Genomic DNA, 17,870 nt, shown 5'->3' with positions numbered 1-17,870 from the left:
TGGCATGGGGTGCATCCCACTTTTGCAAATTTGGAAACCCACTTTTGTAAGTGAAGCGGGCTTCGCCCGCTTCACTTACAAAAGTGGATGCACCCTTAGCATGTGCATGGCAAGCTTAAGCCTTCAACCGGATTTGATATAACCCCACGTTTGAAACACGCCCCGCACTTGCACAGTGCTATAGACTAAGTGCAGAGGCGTAGTTCAGGCTGGCAGAAGGTTGACTTTCATCGAAGACGATACCCCCATTCCCTCCTTCTCGCGCAAGGAACTGCAAGAGCTGGTGCGGGCACAACTACAAACCCTGCTAGAGCAAAGTAACTTGCAGGGAGCAAAGGCATTGCTCGTTCCCGTGCAGCCTGCCGACATTGCAGAAGCAATTGAAGCCTTGCCCAATACGATGCAGGCGATCGCCTTCCGTCTCCTTTCGAAAGACGAGGCGATCGAAGTGTACGAATACCTCGACTCCTCCGTTCAACAAACCCTGATCGAAGACTTCCGCCGCCAGGATGTGCAGGACATTGTCGGGGAGATGTCTCCCGACGACCGGGCGCGGTTGTTTGATGAGTTGCCAGCGAAAGTCGTCACGCGTCTGCTATCGCAACTGAGCCCAGAGGATCGAGAGGCCACAGCCCTACTGCTGGGCTACCAACCGGACACCGCCGGGCGTATCATGACGCCCGAGTACGTTGCCCTGAAGGAAAACTGGACCGTCACTCGCGCCCTGGAAGAAATCCGCAAGCTGGCGGACATGAGCGAAACCATTTATTACCTCTACGTCACCGATCGCGCCCGACAGTTAGTGGGCATTATTTCTCTACGAGGCCTGGTTACCGCTCAACCTGATCAGTTAATTGGCGAGATCATGGTACGCGACGTCGTCTACGTCCAAACCGACACCGACCAGGAAGAAGTCGCCAACTTGATTCAGCGTTATGACTTCCTGGCCGTACCCGTAGTCGACACAGAACAACGGCTGGTGGGAATCGTCACAGTGGACGATGTGCTTGACGTGGTACAGGAGGAAACCACCGAGGACATCTACCAGTTAGGCGGCGTTCAATCTGGCGATGACAGCTACTTTGAAACGGATTTGATGCGAGTAGCTCGCCGTCGGGTCGTCTGGCTGTTCGTTCTGCTGATTACCAATACGGGCACCAGTGCCGTCATCCGCAGCCAACAAGACATTTTGCAACAGGTTGTTTCCCTGGCAGCCTTTATTCCCCTCCTAATTGGCACCGGAGGCAACGTGGGGGCACAATCCTCCACGGTCGTTATTCGCGGTTTGAACACGAACGAAATTGGCATCAAAGAGTCTTTTAATGTGATTCGGCGAGAGGCGATCGCAGGTGCCTTCCTCGGCCTCATGTTGGGAACTGTGGTAACGGTATGGGCTTACTTTTTGCAGGGAAATCTGGCAGTGGCGATCGCCGTAGGGTGCAGCCTGGTGGCGATCTCGGTTCTGGCGTCCGTAGCAGGTTCAGCGTTGCCGTTCCTGTTTATGGCGATCGGCTTTGACCCCGCGTTGATGTCGGCCCCCTTTATTACGACTTTTGTGGATGTACTGGGTGTACTCATTTACCTCAACTTTGCCCGCTTAATTTTGAGGCTATAAAACAACACCTGGAGAGTTTCGCTGAATCTCTAATTGGCGTACGCGACACCCACGCCTATTAAGAGATTCAGCTCGCCTACACCCTACTGAGAAAAAACGCTACAATCCAGATCCAAACTCTTGTAACTCAGTCACCCAGTATGTTGACTTCGTTACTCATTCTGTGTTTTGGTCTGACTCCCTCGGTGATCTCATTGTGGTGCCTGCGACATTCCAGAGCAGAGTCTCAGGCGCGCTTTCAACATGCAATGGAATCCATGAGCTACAGACGGTTTGCCACGCCGACCCAGCGGCCGGATCAGCAATATGTAGAGGGATTAGGGCTGGTAGTTGGGAATATTCGCTGTCAGTATAATGCGCGATCGCCCTACATCCGCTGTGCTATCAACCCCAGCGGCCCCTGCGACGAATGCTCCCACTTTGAAGAACGGCCTTTGCCATAGTGTGTAATTTTTGCGTTGAGAACGTTCAATAGAACGTTCTCAACGCAGATTTAGCCCATGGCCATCGTGCCTACCTCAAGGGAGTTCAGTGAAACGTCCTTAACGCGGGTTTAGCCAAGAATAAGTGGCCAGAGAAGAAGGGCGATCGCCCCGCTTGCAATATGCTGGGGTAGCAAGCAGCGGAACGGCTGCCGAGCAATTTTTTGGGCCACCACAATGCTGAGCAAAACCCCTGCCATGAGCGTAGACCCTTGCAGAAATGCAATAACGGCCGGATGAACGGTTAGTACCAGGGCTTCGCCACCACTTAGACCAACCGTGGCAAGGCTTACGGGAATCACTCGGCCCACTTCTGTCAGCCCCAAATGCAGATAGTGGGCTAGATTAGCCGCCAACACCAAAGGCAGATAGCCATAAGCCAGTTCCACAAAGGGCCTGGGATGAGGATTGTGGTTGAACAGGTGCATCGCTCCGTAGGCGAGGAGGGCGATCGCCCCTGGTACCAGTAGTGCGACCCCTGATATCCCCAAATGTCCCCAAACGTTCCCCAAAATTTGGGTAGGTTGAGAAATGCCAAGCCGGATCAGACTTTCGGGCAGATGATGCAGGAATACGGCTCCAAACAGTAAAAACAGCAGATAAACCTCATGCAGAGTCGGTTTGTGCGTCGTCCATAATTCAATACCGGGTGGTCGTAGATTGAATTCCACAGACCGGTGGGGACAGGCTTTCAGGCAGGTCATGCATAGTACGCAGTCACGGTTATCCTGCAACTGAGCCGGGTGCGAGTAGAGGGGGCAGCCCCCTGTCTCCTGGCCTTCTCCCTTTTCAGGGCCACCCCGATAACACTGGTAAGTGGTGCAAGTAGCAGAGCAAATGCCCTGCTGAGCCCGCAACTCAGTCATCGACAACTTGGCAAACAGGCCATTCATCCCACCAATGGGGCAGAGGTAACGGCACCAAAACCGCCGCTCAAACAGCACAGAAAAGACCACAGCACCTGCGGTAATCAGCATCAGGAGACAGCCCGACAAATACGCTGTGTTCTCCAGGTTCCACAACTCTTCCCAGAGCAAAATCAGGGCGAACATCCCAAACACGAACCATCCACCCCACCGCTCAGCCTGGGTGCGGGGCCAGGAGCGCAGGGAGCCGGGGAAAAATCGGTTAGTGATCTTTTGGGCGATCTCCCCGTAGATCATGAAGGGACAAACCGAGCACCAGATACGCCCCAGGAAGGGAAAAATGAGCAGCACCAGGGGCCACCACCAGGCCCAAAACAAATTTAGGGCAATATTGCGATCGCGACTCTGCGGCCCAAACCAGAGAATCGCCACGACGACCGCAAATAGGGTAAAAGTGATGCCATAGTTGATGCGATCGGGCCACCACGGACTTCGCAAAAACTGCCGCAGCCGAGGGTAGCTGTTTAACAAATTAATTCGGAATCGTCGGGTTTTGCTCCCCACCGCCCAAAAGACTTCTTCGGTCAGCACAGGTGCACAGTTAGATTGAATAACAGCCCGCTCTACCATGCTTTCCAGCTCTGACAAATTGCCCGGAAAGTCATACCCCTGAAGCCGCCGCAATGCTTCGGGGGCCACAGTCGGCTTGTTAAGCCCCTTGGCTTTGCAGTAGAGCCCGATGTAGTAGTTCACCTGGGGTTCCAGGTCAGCCTTTCGTACCCGCAGTGGCGGCACTTTAATGATGTGCCCTATACTTTGTTGCCGTTCCAGCTCTGGCAGAGTGCGTTCTGAGGTGAAGATAAACCGCGCCTGACTTTGACGGGGTGAAGCCTCCTCGCCATCACGGGTAATCGGAGTATATTCACCCGTTTTCACTAAGTGGCGAATTTTGGGACGGAGTTCTTTGGGTAACTCCTGAATGTTGTTGAGGAGTAAAGTGCCACGGCCCAACCAATCTAACAACCCCGCCTTGCCCCCAGCTCGACCGAAAAGCTCGGCACCGTTGGCCTGGATCTTGTCGCAGTCCACACGAATAAGGGGTTGTTTGCGATCGTCCCCGCCAAAATGAACCAATGCCGCTGCGTTGTCCTTCCCTAACCCAGGCTCCCCAAAAATCAGCACAGGTCGCCGGTCTTTCGAGGCCTTGGTAATGTCGTTGCGCAACCGCACGGCATACCGGCTGGAACCAATAATCCCCCGTTTTACCTTCGGCAGCAGGTAGGGGCGCAGGGCTATCTGCCGTTCCTGTTCAAAAGTCAGTTGAGCTGACATTTGATTCAGCTCGTCGGCCAGCTGCCGAGAAAGTACCTGATTGATCACCGGATACTGGAGAGCCAGAGCCCGCAGGCGATCGCCCTGTACCCGCCATAGCTCAGACTCATCCAACGTAACGATGGTTTGCTCCGTAGGCTGCTCTAGCAACACCTCTTTGAGGTACAACACCGAACCCGGCAGCAGACCGACATCCAGAGGAGCATTGCCCTCCCGGTGTACTTCCACGTGGCCCTGTTTGAGGATATAAAGACCATCGGGATGGGTTTGCTCTGTTACTAATTTGTGATTTGCGGGAAGAATTATGGGTTCAAGGAGAAGGGCGATCGCCGCCAAAACTTCTGGTGGCAACATTCCCAGAACCGTCTGCGCTTGTAACCAATTCTGCTGCTCCTGGCTATCCATGCTGTGCCCCCAATAATCCCTAGCCCGAGGCAATCTTAACGCAGGAGTGATTCATATGAAGGGAGGTGAAAAAGTGTGTCTTAACCGAATGCTGTTTATTGACATCGTCGAGTTTTTCAGAGTACCTTCCGTGGAGAATAGGGTAGCAGATGTAACAGGCGAAGCTCAGCGCAATGCGTGATGCGCTCATGATGCCTATCTCGTTTCTGGCGTAACTCAGCGCAACGGGTAGCGCACCCGAGATTTGTATACCGTTTTTGGTGTAGTTCAACGCAACGGGTAGCGGACCTAAAGTTTGTATGCCGTTTTTTGGTGTGAGGATAAATTGATGCAACTCTTGTGGATGAAACGTGCGAATTTTTCTGCGGTCCTGTGGCTGGCTTTGGTGAGTGGATTGGCAGTCGCCATGCCATCCATGCAAGCTCAAGCCGTTGAATCCGAACCGTCTCGATACGACGCATTAAAGGTAGAACCTGCTTCTGATGGTTCTGCGATCGCCTTAACCACAGAACCGTCCTCCGATCTAACGACGGTTTCCGAGGTCAGTGCCCCCGGCTCAGAAGCCCCGATGGCATCCGACGCGATCGCCACAGAGCCCGTCGCGGAGACCGAGCAAGCACCTGGCAACGGAGTTGCCCTGCAGGATTGGCGCACTACCCAAACCGCAACGACCCGTGATACCGCTTCTACCCTGAGTGCGGTACAGGCCACGATGAATATGGCTCAGGTCACCTCTGTCACCCAATTCTCTGATGTGCAGCCGGGAGATTGGGCCTATGAAGCTCTTTCCTTTCTTGCCAACTCCGAAGACCAGGGGGGATTGGATTGCCTGGAAGGGTACCCCGACGGCAGCTACCGGGGGAACCGAACCCTGAGCCGTTTTGAATTTGCAGCCGGATTAGCCGCTTGTTTGGATGCGATCGCGGGCACAAATTTAGATGCAGAACAAATTACCCGCGTTGAAGCGCTCCAACGTGAGTTCTCCGCTGAATTGACAGCCCTGCGCGGTCGCGTCGATACCCTGGAAGCCCAGGTAGACGAACTAGAAGCCAATCAGTTCTCTACGACCACCCGGCTGTTTGGTCAGGCGGTCGTGGGTGTGCAGGGTCGCAACGAAAACGACTTCACGTTTTTTGTGGATGAACTGACCGACGACGAAACCAGCGTCAACCTCATTACCAACCTTCAGCTCAGCTTACTAACCCAGTTTGATGAGCGCACCATCCTGCTAACCGGGCTACAGGCCGGTGATGGCGGCACCGTAGAAGATGGTCCCGCTCTCAGCAACTTCTTCCGGTTGGGTTATGAAGGGGATACGGACAATGACTTCCGGCTCAGCGACCTGAGCCTGCGCCATCTGATTGGTGATGACTTTGCCATCATTGTTGGAGCAGAAGGACTGAACGCCGTCAACGTTTTCCGGGGTACGAACCGGGTCGAGGGAGCAGGATTAGGCCCTCTCTCGTTGTTTGCTCAACGTAACCCCATCATTGGCATGGGTAACGGTGAGGGTGGCCTTGGGTTTGACTGGCAAATTGCCGATCGCATTAGCCTGCAGGGGGTTTACTCCTCCAGCCTGCCGAGTGATACAAACCTGGGCGGTTTGTTTGGTGGCGATCAAGGAGAAACGGCGATCGGAGCACAACTGGTTGTCACTCCCATCGATAACCTGGACGTTTCGTTCCAGTACATCAACTCCTATTCCCCCTTCGGTCGACTGGGTACCGGAGTTGGCGATGACCAAATTGCGGTTTTGGGCGGAAACTTCCGGGCTCCCATTAACACCGATGCGTTGGGGACCTCTCTCGCCTGGCAAATTTCCAATACCTTCTCTCTGGGCGGATGGTTTGGATATACCAACTCAGATTTACAGGGGGATAGGGGAAATGCAGAGACCATCAACTGGATGGTGTTCTTGAACGTTGCTGATGTGCTGGGCGATGGCAACCTGGCTGGACTGTATGTGGGTCAACCACCGCGTATTGTTAGCAGTGACTTCCCCGGAGGCCGGAACGTGCCTTCCTTTATCAATGAGGGCGAAGTGGAAGCTGGTTCTGGCGGGCAACCTGATGCAGCAACTCATCTGGAAGGCTTCTTCCGCTGGCGTTTGAGCGACAACATCGTTCTAACTCCCGGCTTCATTGTCATCTTTAATCCGGGTCATAACTCTGACAACGACACCATCTTTGTCGGCGCACTCCGGACAACCTTCCTGTTCTAAGTCTTCTGGCTAAGACGTTGCCTTTCATGCATTTATTGGATGAAAGGCAACCTTGCCAAGTGTTGCTTTCCGAGCTTCTAGATATTCTTTATATGGATATTTGGAAACTTGGAAAGCTTTCTGAGTTTGATAGATTCCCTAATATCAATCGGCACTCCATGTATTTGCCACGATTCTTAACTTAAGCCCTGTATCTTTTCCTTGACGAAGGCAGGGGTAAGGGGAAAGACTAAAACAGTCTAAATGAGTGCATAAACTGCAAGTGATCAGGCGATCCATATGGGTCGCTTTTTATTGCAAAAAATTAAGTTTACGCCTTGTTCCAAGGCTATATAGCCTCCATAGTTGAACCCCAATTCGAAATAAACCCAAGTGCCCATTTTGGTGTCCGGGTCGCGCACACCAAAATGGGCTTTTTTGAGCCCTTGATTTTGTGTGCGGGTCGTGCGTACAAAATCAAGGGTTTAAGATAAATGACGAAGGTATTGTCAAGTAGAACATAAAACATCAGGCGCATTTCAGAGCGAATTGGGCGTACAAGAAGAATATTCCGCTCTAAAAAACATTCAGGAATTACTAATTTTTTCGACAAAGAGTACTGGTTTGCAAGGGATAGGACGGAAGGTAAAACCAGGGTTTCTACCTTCCGTTCTATCCCTACCAGGGAAGCGGCGGAAAATAGTTCTCTCAGGGCGATCCCCAAGCACCATTCCACGGTAATCTGATAAAATCATCGCTTCAAGGTTATGGAAGCATAAACTAATATGCAATCATCTGATTCTGTCCCGCCCGAGGTTGTGCAGCAGGTTGCCGAGTATTTCGGTGTCTTGAGTGAACCGACGCGCCTCCGCATCTTGAATGTGCTACGGGATGGGGAGCGGTGTGTACAGGATTTAGTTGAAGTCACTGCCACCAGCCAGGCCAACGTTTCTAAGCACTTAAAGGTGATGGTGCAAGCCGGTATCCTCAGTCGCCGCACGGAGGGAACGTCTGCCTTTTACCGGGTGGAAGATGGGCTGATCTTTGAGCTATGTAATTTGGTGTGCGATCGCCTCGCCACCCGCATTGAGCAACAGGCCCGCTACTTCCGCGCCTTCAGCCTGGCCGCAGAAAACCAAGAATCTGCTTAACTCTTGTTCAACCTTGCGTGATGGTGGGTGTGTACACCCCACCATCACACGGTTTGAGTAGGTAGGGAAATCCGCATCTGCGTCTGTGGAGCTAATGGATCAATAATGAAAAGCGATCGCCCTCACACTTGAGTAGGACGACAGTTAACCATATCCACTGAATCACCACCGACGGAGACCTATGGCGACGATTCTGGAACAGGGCAACATCTCGATCCATACCGAGAATATTTTCCCCATCATCAAAAAGTGGCTCTATTCCGATCACGAAATCTTCTTACGAGAGCTCGTTTCTAACGCAGTTGATGCGATTCAGAAGCTCAACATGGTCGCTCGCTCTGGCGAGTTTGCAGGCGACCTACCTGAGCCCCTGGTCGAAATCACCCTGGACAAGGAAAACAAAACCCTGGCTATTTCTGACAACGGCATCGGCATGACCGCCGATGAGGTGAAGAAATACATTAACCAGGTGGCGTTCTCCAGCGCTGAAGAATTTATTGAAAAATATAAGGGTGCTGGTGACCAGCAAATCATCGGCCACTTCGGGCTTGGTTTCTACTCCTCCTTCATGGTGGCTAAGCACGTCGAGATTGAAACCCTCTCCTACAAAGAAGGGTCGGCTCCTGTGAACTGGAGCTGTGACGGTTCCACCGAGTTCAAAATTTCGGAGGGTAACCGCACGACAGTTGGAACCACCATCACCCTCACCTTGCAGGATGAGGAGGTCGAGTACGCCGAACCTTACCGCATTAAGGAACTGGTGCGGAAGTATTGCGACTTCCTGCCCGTCTCCATCAAACTGGGCGACGAACAAATCAACCGCCAGAAGGCTCCCTGGAAAGAATCGCCCAGCTCCCTCAGCCGCGAAGATTACCTGGAATTCTACCGTTACCTCTACCCGTTCCAGGAAGAGCCTCTGCTGTGGGTTCACCTGAACACCGACTACCCCTTCGTGGTTAACGGTATCCTCTACTTCCCCAAGCTACGGCCCGATGTAGATGTTACCAAGGGGCAAATCAAGCTGTTCTGTAATCAGGTGTTCGTCAGCGACAACTGCGAGGAGGTAATTCCCCGCTTCTTGATGCCCCTGCGGGGTGTGATCGACAGCAGCGACATTCCGCTGAACGTGTCGCGTAGCTTCTTGCAGAACGATCGCACCGTTCGTAAGATTGCGGATTACATTGCGAAGAAAGTGGGCGATCGCCTTAAGGAACTCTACCGCGACGACCGCGAAGCCTACGTCCGGAGCTGGCAAGATCTGGGCACCTTCGTCAAGTTCGGCTCCATGAACGACGACAAGTTCAAGAAGCAGGTAGAGGATATTCTGATCTTCCGTACCACCTACGAAGCACCGAAAACTGAAGCCGCTGAAGTGCAGGTGCAGACGGAAGAAGGCGATGCCTGGCAGGATGTTTCCACACCGCAAGCTGGTCCCGGCCTCCCCTACACCACGTTGAAGGAATACCTGGAGCGCACCCAGGAGAAGCAGCAAAACCGGGTCTTCTACGCCACCGATGAAGCCGCTCAGGCCACCTACATCGACCTATTCAAGGGTCAGGGCTTAGAAGTGCTGTTCATGGATTCCTTTATTGACAGCCACTTCATCAGCTTCCTGGAGCGGGAATATCCCGATGCCAAGTTCTCCCGTGTGGATGCCGACCTGGATGACACCCTGATCGACAAAGAGAAGGAACAATCCGAAATCGTCGACCCTAACAGCAACAAGACCCGCAGCGAATTGGTGAAGGAACTGTTCGAAAAAGCTCTGAACAAACCCTCCGTCACCATCCGCACGGAAGCCCTCAAGACCGATGGCGAGAATGCGCCTCCGGCGATGGTGCTGTTACCCGAAAACCTGCGCCGGATGCGGGAGATGACCGCTCTGCTACAACAGCAAGCGGTTGACTTCCCGAACGAGCACACTCTGCTGGTCAACACCTCTCACCCCCTGGTGCAAAACCTGCTCGACCTGAACAAGGGCAGCATTGTCCAAACAGAAGGTACCTCTCCCTCTGGAGAACTGTCTAACCTCCTCTGCCAGCACATTTATGACCTGGCACTGATGGCCCAAAAAGCCTTCGATGCCGAGGGTATGAAAGCGTTTGTAGAGCGATCGAATCAGGTGCTAACCCGGTTAACCCGTGTGTAATTGCCAACAGAATTAGTCTGCTTCAAGCTAATTCGTTGAGTTAGAAAAGACGGAGAAACCCGGTGTTTTTAGAAACACCGGGTTTCTAACATTTAATGACGAAGACACTTCATTAGAGCTGTTGGAAAAGTTGATTTTTTGCGGGCTACGCGCACAAAAAATCAGCTTTTCCAACAGCTTCTAACATTTTAGAAGTGGAAACGATAGGTAATCCCGCCTTCCTCAGAAACATCAAAGGTTGCATTGAGTTCCTGAGCCTTTTCATCCAGGTAGGTTTTAGCATCCGAAATAGGCATTCCCGTCTCCGCTGCTAATCGCAGGGGCGTAATGACGCCTCCGTTTGCCTGTAAAACTCGCAGGAATGATTGTTCTAGTTTCTGTTCTTTACTCTCTTCAGCCTGCCCAGCTGTATGTCGTAAATTCCATACCAGTAACCCTGCTCCAACTAGTGGTGGTACACCTAAAACAAGGAGACCTAAGCCAGCTTCCTTATCCTCCTTCGTAGCATTCGGATTTGGTAGGAGGCATATAGCCCCAATTAGCATGGGTGCGCCGATAGCGAAGAGGAATCCGGCTAGAACTTTTTGAAAGAGTCGCATGGGTTTGAAGGTTCCTATAGGGGCGATCGCTACTCCAGTTGGTCGAACTCCGAGCGATATTTTACTGTTCCAACACAATTTTCTAAGGCATCCGGTTCCAGTTCCAACACCATAAACGCTTCATTTGGAATGGGGTATTCACATTTCAACCTCTTTTCCTTAGCTGAAATAAAGCCAAATCGGGGGTAGTACTCTGGATGGCCTAGCACTACGACGGCTTTACACCCTAGACGAGAGCATTCTTCTAAACTCTGTTGAATCAGCAACGCCCCAATTCCTTGTCGCTGGTAACCCGGTAATACAGCCACGGGTGCCAGTCCCAAAACCAGTAAATTATCTGGGCATTTCCCGGCGATCGCCACTGGACTAAAGAAAACATGCCCAACAACGTGCCCCGATTCAACAGCCACAAAAGAAAGCGTAGAGGAAACACCTCGCAATTGATCGACTAAATTTGCCTCATCCTCTCGCCCAAATGCCGCCATATTGATCTGGCGAATTGCTTCAACATCTTCTGGTTTCTCAGCTCGAACTTCCATAGCCCAGGATTCAAACTTCTGGTTGTTTTTGTGAGAGCCTTGCTCCGCGCGGCTCTCACAAAAACAACCGTGGTTAATTCAAGTGCAAAGCGCTGTAATTTCCACCATACACCTCAGAGGACCGTACTCTACAGGCGTAGTTGAGTGGAGTGAAAGGGCACGAAGTATCCCTCCACTCACTCAACTATGCTTCCGAGGTGCATGAATCGTTTTTTGAGGACGTAGATGGTTGCGCGGCAAAACCACGCAACCATTCACGCAGGAAGTCTATTGGAAAAAACTGGCAAATCTGGTCGGGTTGGGGGTAGCAAGTTAAGAAGGATGAGATACAGTTATTCGACGTAGCGACACAGCGTAGTACCTCCGACAGCCCTATGCGATTTCTCTCAATCCTTTATGGTTTATTCCTCCTCAGCGTGATGGGGTTGTTCTGGTCTGTGGAGGGGCGATCGCTCAAGCTAGTCGTGCTCTTGATGGCTAGCCTCGTCTTCTACAGCTCCTTACAAATCCAGTACGTGCCGCTGTTGCTGGTCATGATGTGGCTAACCTATCAGATCGGGCTGGCCCTCGGAACGCCAATGGACTGGCGGGTCGAGGATGAGCGCTGGCAATTTGCACAGCATGACTGGAACCGTCGCCGTCTCAGCATGTTAATCGTTGGGATTGTCCTCAACGTTCTGCTGCTGCTGGGCTTTAAGTATGTGCCCTTCTTGCTGTCGTCAGTTCATGCTGTATTAAACCTGCCCGCCGCCGAAACAGGAGCGGCATGGTTTAGCCAGAACTTGCTAGCACCTCTCGGAATCAGCTTCTTCTGCTTCGAGTGTATTGCCTACCTGATTGATGTCTATCGGGGCGCACCTCCAACTTACAGTCTGCTGAAATTCGCCTCCTACAAGCTGTTCTTCCCAAAACTTATTTCGGGTCCCATCACTCGCTTCCATCCCTGGGCCGCCCAACTGCAAGAAGTACAGTTTCCCCAGGTTTCACAGATTGTCGAAGGGCTCTGGCTGATTGCCTGTGGAGCCATTAAAAAGCTACTGCTGGCTGATCACCTGGCGACCCTGGTTAATCTGAGCTTTGAGAGCCTGGAGCGGGCTGGAAGTGGAGATTTGTGGTTGGCGATCGCTGCCTACGGGTTCCAGCTCTACCTCGACTTTAGCGGCTACGTGGACATGGCCCGAGGCTCCGCCATTTTGTTAGGCATTGAGCTGCCGCAAAACTTCAACTTCCCCTACTTCTGTACCAGCATTGCCGACTTTTGGCGTCGCTGGCACATGACCCTGGGAGATTGGCTGCGCAACTATCTCTACTTCCCCCTGGGAGGCTCCCGGCAAGGTGTTGCTCGTACTTGCTTGAACCTGATAATCGTGATGATCATTGCAGGCATCTGGCACGGGGCCGCCTGGGGCTTTGTGGTGTGGGGAGCCTTACACGGCCTATTTTTGGTGATTCATCGTCTGACCGATGTCATCACGAAAGAAGCGCCCGCGCTGGCTAAATTTTGGCAGCATCCGGTGGGTGTTGTGCTGGGTTGGGGGGTCACACAGGCCTCCGTCTTCTTTGCCTGGATCTTTTTCCGATTGCCCAACTTAAGTGAATCGGGCATGGTCATCCAACGGCTCTGGGGCCACCCGGCAGATGCACAATTTGCCCAGAAGATTTATGTGGAAGCGTTGGGGAGCGATCGTCTTCAAATCGCAGCTCTCCTGGTCGCTCTCTTTGTGGGTATGGGCATTGCCTACCTGTTCCATCGAGGCTTCAAGCTAAAGCTAAGTTTGCCGCTGAAGTTGTTGTTAATTCCATCCTGCTTGCTGCTGGCCTGGCTGATGGCTCCCAACGAAAGCCCGCCATACATCTATTTCGACTTCTAAACGGTCGAATAAGTAGCTCAGCCTGATCAAGCATAAGGAGATTTCCAGATAAGAACTTACCCATTATTTGGAAAAAAGGCGCGGCTTCGCCGCGCCTTTTTTCCAAATAATGGGGATATTGTTTCTCAGAAATCTCCTAAGACCAAACAATGGTGTGCACGCCCACGAAGCAGGCGGCACACCATTTGTTTAACCAAGCTGAGTATTCTGAGTTGGGGCCAAGGGCTTATCTCGAACTGAGGTTACTGAGTGTGTGTGATTCACTAACTCCCAACAAAATGGGGTTAGTTCTGAGCAGGTTTAAAGCCAAACTTGGTTTCTGTTAGTAAAACTTTTGCACACATTCTGCACAAAGTGCAGAACTAGGACCATGGATGAGTTTTATAGCAACACGATCGCGCTCATTTTGCGTCATTTTTACATGTGCAAAATCCGTGCAAAATTACTAGCGCTTTAGTAAAGGCCGTTGAAGTGTTCAGGCATCTATGGATCACCTTATTTGCAGAGGGAAAAGGGAGCTGTGTAAGGTTCTAAGCACTCTCCGCAGTTGATTTGAAGGAGTCGTGGCGATCGCCCTATACTTCTTTCAAAACAGCGTTAAAGTTAACAAACTCTAGAGTCTGTTTGTATCATTGCCTCATTTAATCCCATACGTCAGCGAACAGGGCACTAAATACAGTGAAACGATTGCAGGGCAGGAGTTGTATGCTCAGCAAGGATTGAGCTCGATTATCCTAAAGTACCCGCAAATCAATCATTTGGGCAGGCTCTAAAAGCGAGTTTCTATTCGCATAAATATCATTTCAGTTACCAATCTTTAGAATTAGTTACAAAGCTCGAATAAGGTTTAGAACGGTTTGATAGCTTCGACAAAAACTGGAATGGTTCTAGAGCAAGCTATTGAGATAATTATTAAGGATTATGGAAGAAGGATATCAGTCCTTTCTTTACGAAATTTTGTGAAGACTACTAGAAATGTTTGTGCATCTATAACTACTATCAAATTGAAGATTTTTAACATCTTCGATTCATTCTTTTCCTACACTGCATTTATTCCTAATTATGACGACTACCCTTCAACGGCGCGATAGCGCCAGCGCGTGGGAGCGATTTTGCAATTGGGTCACCAGCGTTAACAACCGGATTTATATCGGTTGGTTTGGCGTTCTGATGATCCCTTGCCTGCTCACTGCAACCATCTGCTACATCATCGCTTTCGTCGCGGCTCCTCCTGTGGACATCGACGGTATCCGTGAGCCTGTTGCAGGTTCTCTGCTCTACGGCAACAACATCATCACTGGCGCGGTTGTTCCTTCTTCCAACGCCATTGGTCTGCACTTCTACCCCATCTGGGAAGCTGCTTCCCTCGATGAGTGGCTCTACAACGGTGGTCCTTACCAACTGGTTGTGTTCCACTTCCTGATTGGGATCTTTGCTTACATGGGTCGTCAGTGGGAACTGAGCTACCGCCTCGGTATGCGTCCCTGGATCTGCGTTGCTTACAGCGCACCTCTGGCTGCCGCTACTTCAGTTTTCTTGATCTACCCCATTGGTCAGGGTTCCTTCTCTGACGGGATGCCCCTGGGTATTTCCGGTACCTTCAACTTCATGTTCGTGTTCCAGGCAGAGCACAACATTCTGATGCACCCCTTCCACATGCTGGGCGTAGCGGGTGTGTTCGGTGGTTCTCTGTTCTCTGCGATGCACGGTTCTTTGGTGACTTCTTCTCTGGTGCGTGAGACCACCGAGACCGAGTCTCAGAACTACGGTTACAAGTTTGGACAAGAAGAAGAGACCTACAACATCGTGGCAGCCCACGGTTACTTCGGTCGTCTGATTTTCCAATACGCCTCTTTCAACAACTCTCGCGCACTGCACTTCTTCTTGGGTGCATGGCCTGTAGTATGTATCTGGTTCACCGCGCTGGGTATCAGCACGATGGCATTCAACCTGAACGGGTTCAACTTCAACCAGTCGATTCTGGATTCTCAAGGTCGCGTTGTTGCAACTTGGGCGGACGTTCTGAACCGCGCGAACCTGGGTATGGAAGTGATGCACGAGCGCAACGCTCACAACTTCCCTCTCGACCTGGCCTCTGGCGATGAGATGCCTGTTGCTCTGACGGCTCCCAGCATCAACGGCTAAGGCTTGCACATAGGATTCTTTGAAACCTAAAGCTGTGCATTAAGCTGAATGCAAGACGGCCCCTAATAGGGGCCGTCTTTTTGCTAGGGTCACATCTTGCGCCTATAGCCCTGGCCCGATTAGTTAGGACACGTTATTTTTTGAGAAGCCATACTCCGTATGGCTTCTCAAAAAATAACGTGTTTGGTTCTCGGCACGTAGTGCTGTAAAAACCAAACATGCATAGCAGCTTGTGTAAAGCGGGTATTCTACTAACACCCGTTGGAAACCAGATCGGATGGACGCAACAACGATTTTAGATCAGGGCGAATTGGCGATCGCCCAGGGCAACTTTGAAGCCGCAATTGCCTACTACCAAGACTGCATCCCATCCGATGAAGGCTGCATCTGGCCCCTAGGGGTAGCCTACGTGCTCAATGGGGATGAAGAAACTGCCCAAGCTGTATGGATGGAGGCGATCGCCTCTCTAGATCCCGATACTGTGGGCAAAACGTTAGCAGCCCTGTTCTCCTGTCTGGTAACCGAAGCAGAACGTCAGCTTCAGCAGCGACGCTTTGAGCCAGCGGAACGAGCCTTTCGGCAAGCGTTGGAATTGGAGCCCGAATCAACGCAAGCCCTGATGGGGTTGGGTAGCGCACTGGCCCAACAGGGGCTCTATGAAAGCGCCTGTGAGGCATGGAGTACAGTGACGGCTCTGGAGCCCTCTTTTATTCCGGCCTATGTTGCGTTAGGGCAAACCTATCAGGCTTTAAGGGAATGGCCTGCGGCGATCGCTGCCTATCAAGCATTATTGACGCACAAGCCAGACCATAGTGATATTCACCATCGGTTAGGACAATGTTTGTTACGAATAGGGGAAGCCGAGAGGGCGATCGCCCATTTAGAACAGGCCATCCAGCACTCGCCGAACCCTAGCACTCTCTCTGGCGACCTGGGATGGGCCTGGTTACGGTGGGGAAATCCAGCAACAGCGATGCAGTACTGGCAGCACATCTCCCCTCAACTTGCTCGCTTCATCACTGATTACCTGGCATGGGAAACTCAGCTTCAGGAGGGCGATCGCAGTACAGCTCACCTGCGGTTAAACAGGGCTTTCCTGCAAGCGTTGGTAACGGGTAATACGGCGGATGCCACCGTAGCTTTGAACCAACTGCTGCAACGCATGGGGTGGAATGCAGGCATTACACCAGCCCTGGAACTGGTTTCCAATAGCATCACAACGTTACCTTTGCAAACCTTAGCCAAGCCAGAATCCAGCTTGCAACAGCCGGATTCTATAACCTCTACAAGTGGTGAGGTCAACGCTCCTACAGGGTTCTACGAAACCACCGCAGAATGGGCGCAGACTCATCCCGAAGCGAGCTATCAGCCACTACAGCCGCCTTCGCTCATGCCGTTGTGCCCACCCCATGCAGAAGAAGCCGAAATCCATCCCAGCTTTCGCTTCGGCAGCCAGGTTCCCCTGCCAGGAGCCTTCGTCGTAATAGTTCCAGAAGGCCGTTACTGGATTGAGGAGAATCACCAGGTGGCAGCGATCGCCGCCGATAACCACATCCTGGGGGACGTGTCGCCCTTTTCTCCAATTCTCAGCCCTGGCCATCCCGACGCCCACCCCAGCCGTCATCCCCTCCTGCGTCGTGCCACTTTGCCCGCACCTCAAAAAATCGATGGGCGTGTCGCCATTCTCTCAGGCCTCTCCAACTCCGTCTATTTCCACTGGATGTTAGATCTACTGCCACGCTTCGAGCTATTGCGTCAGGCAGGCATTACGCCCGAGCAAGTGGATTACTATCTGGTGGACACGAAGCATCCCTTCCAGAAAGAAACCCTGGAGCAATTGGGCATTCCTTTGGAGAAAGCCATTTCTCCGGAACTGGTACCGCATTTGGAAGCGCGATCGCTCATCCTGCCCTCCTTTCCTGCCAGTATCTCCTGGATGCCCGAGTGGGCCTGCGACTTCCTGCGCCAGGCTTTTCTAGGAGACGCTACTAATCAGCCCGGCTCAGGCCGCCGGCTCTACATTAGCCGTGCCCAGGCCAGTGTGCGACGGCTCATCAATGAACCCCAAGTTTTGAGTGCTCTAAAGCCCTGGGGTTTTGAAACAATTCACCTGGAAAATTTTTCTGTTCAGGAACAAGCGTGCTTGTTTGCCCAAGCAGAGGTCATTGTTACTCTGCATGGCAGCGGTTTGACCAATCTTGTCTTCTGTCAGCCAGCGACCACTGTAATTGAACTGTTTTCGCCGGAGTATGTCTATCCCTGTTACTGGCTCGTCGCTAACTGGAGACATCTAAAATATCACTACCTACTGGGCCAAGTTCCAGAAGGTCTTTTCCTACACCAAATGCTATATCCCGATTCTCGCCAGGAGGATGTCTGGGTGGAGCCGGAGCACCTGCTAGAAACGTTGCAAAAGCTCGGCATTAAACCAGTTTAAAAAAATAAAACCCCTGGCCGCGAAACCAGAGGTTTGAATCAGGGTGCATCTACCACTCCACTTTTCCTAAAGAGAGCAC

11 protein-coding genes are annotated in these 17,870 nt (G+C 52.0%); 8 read left to right on the top strand and 3 right to left on the bottom strand.

Translation table 11 applies throughout. The features are described 5' to 3' along the window. The first annotated feature begins 220 nt into the window (after positions 1 to 220). Positions 221 to 1,615, top strand: a complete 1,395-nt coding sequence (mgtE, locus tag NDI52_RS26060; protein WP_242035710.1) for a magnesium transporter — start codon at positions 221 to 223, stop codon at positions 1,613 to 1,615. A 140-nt stretch (positions 1,616 to 1,755) separates the two neighbouring features. Next, on the top strand, positions 1,756 to 2,058 hold the full coding sequence (locus NDI52_RS26055; RefSeq protein WP_190775686.1) for a DUF6464 family protein: 303 nt from the start codon (positions 1,756 to 1,758) through the stop codon (positions 2,056 to 2,058). Positions 2,059 to 2,168: 110 nt separating this feature from the next. Here NDI52_RS26055 and NDI52_RS26050 read toward each other — a convergent pair whose 3' ends face one another. Continuing rightward, entirely contained in the window at positions 2,169 to 4,700 is a 2,532-nt protein-coding gene (locus NDI52_RS26050; RefSeq protein ID WP_190775687.1) for a sigma 54-interacting transcriptional regulator, read from the bottom strand. Between the two features lie 343 nt (positions 4,701 to 5,043). On the opposite strand from NDI52_RS26050, the gene NDI52_RS26045 reads away from it, so the two are divergent. From NDI52_RS26045 to htpG, 3 genes are all read left to right on the top strand, one after another. Further along, positions 5,044 to 6,921, top strand: a complete 1,878-nt coding sequence (locus NDI52_RS26045) for an iron uptake porin (protein WP_190775688.1) — start codon at positions 5,044 to 5,046, stop codon at positions 6,919 to 6,921. Between the two features lie 764 nt (positions 6,922 to 7,685). Further along, positions 7,686 to 8,051 (top strand): metalloregulator ArsR/SmtB family transcription factor, encoded by a 366-nt coding sequence (locus NDI52_RS26040; protein WP_190775689.1) that lies wholly within the window; start codon positions 7,686 to 7,688, stop codon positions 8,049 to 8,051. Between the two features lie 181 nt (positions 8,052 to 8,232). Continuing rightward, on the top strand, positions 8,233 to 10,200 hold the full coding sequence (htpG, locus tag NDI52_RS26035; RefSeq protein ID WP_190775690.1) for a molecular chaperone HtpG: 1,968 nt from the start codon (positions 8,233 to 8,235) through the stop codon (positions 10,198 to 10,200). A 188-nt stretch (positions 10,201 to 10,388) separates the two neighbouring features. On the opposite strand, the gene NDI52_RS26030 is transcribed toward htpG, so the two are convergent. Further along, the gene (locus NDI52_RS26030; RefSeq protein WP_190775691.1) at positions 10,389 to 10,799 is read right to left on the bottom strand and encodes a hypothetical protein; all 411 of its coding nucleotides are present in this window, start codon (positions 10,797 to 10,799) and stop codon (positions 10,389 to 10,391) included. A 29-nt stretch (positions 10,800 to 10,828) separates the two neighbouring features. Next, a complete protein-coding gene (locus tag NDI52_RS26025; RefSeq protein WP_190775692.1) occupies positions 10,829 to 11,338 on the bottom strand; it encodes an N-acetyltransferase in 510 nt (169 codons plus the stop codon). A 374-nt stretch (positions 11,339 to 11,712) separates the two neighbouring features. Here NDI52_RS26025 and NDI52_RS26020 point away from each other — a divergent pair, with 374 nt between their 5' ends. The 3 genes from NDI52_RS26020 (at position 11,713) to NDI52_RS26010 (ending at position 17,791) form a co-directional block, all read left to right on the top strand. After that, a complete protein-coding gene (locus NDI52_RS26020) occupies positions 11,713 to 13,209 on the top strand; it encodes an MBOAT family protein (RefSeq protein ID WP_190775693.1) in 1,497 nt (498 codons plus the stop codon). Positions 13,210 to 14,271: 1,062 nt separating this feature from the next. After that, a complete protein-coding gene (gene psbA / locus NDI52_RS26015; protein ID WP_190775694.1) occupies positions 14,272 to 15,354 on the top strand; it encodes a photosystem II q(b) protein in 1,083 nt (360 codons plus the stop codon). 277 nt (positions 15,355 to 15,631) lie between these two features. Continuing rightward, entirely contained in the window at positions 15,632 to 17,791 is a 2,160-nt protein-coding gene (locus tag NDI52_RS26010; protein WP_190775695.1) for a glycosyltransferase 61 family protein, read from the top strand. Positions 17,792 to 17,870 lie beyond the last annotated feature (79 nt).

This window comes from Leptolyngbya sp. PL-A3, assembly GCF_039962325.1.
GTDB lineage: Bacteria > Cyanobacteriota > Cyanobacteriia > Elainellales > Elainellaceae > Vacuolonema.
The sequence above is the reverse complement of the archived record's forward strand: the minus strand, read 5'-3'. Positions and strand labels throughout refer to the sequence as shown.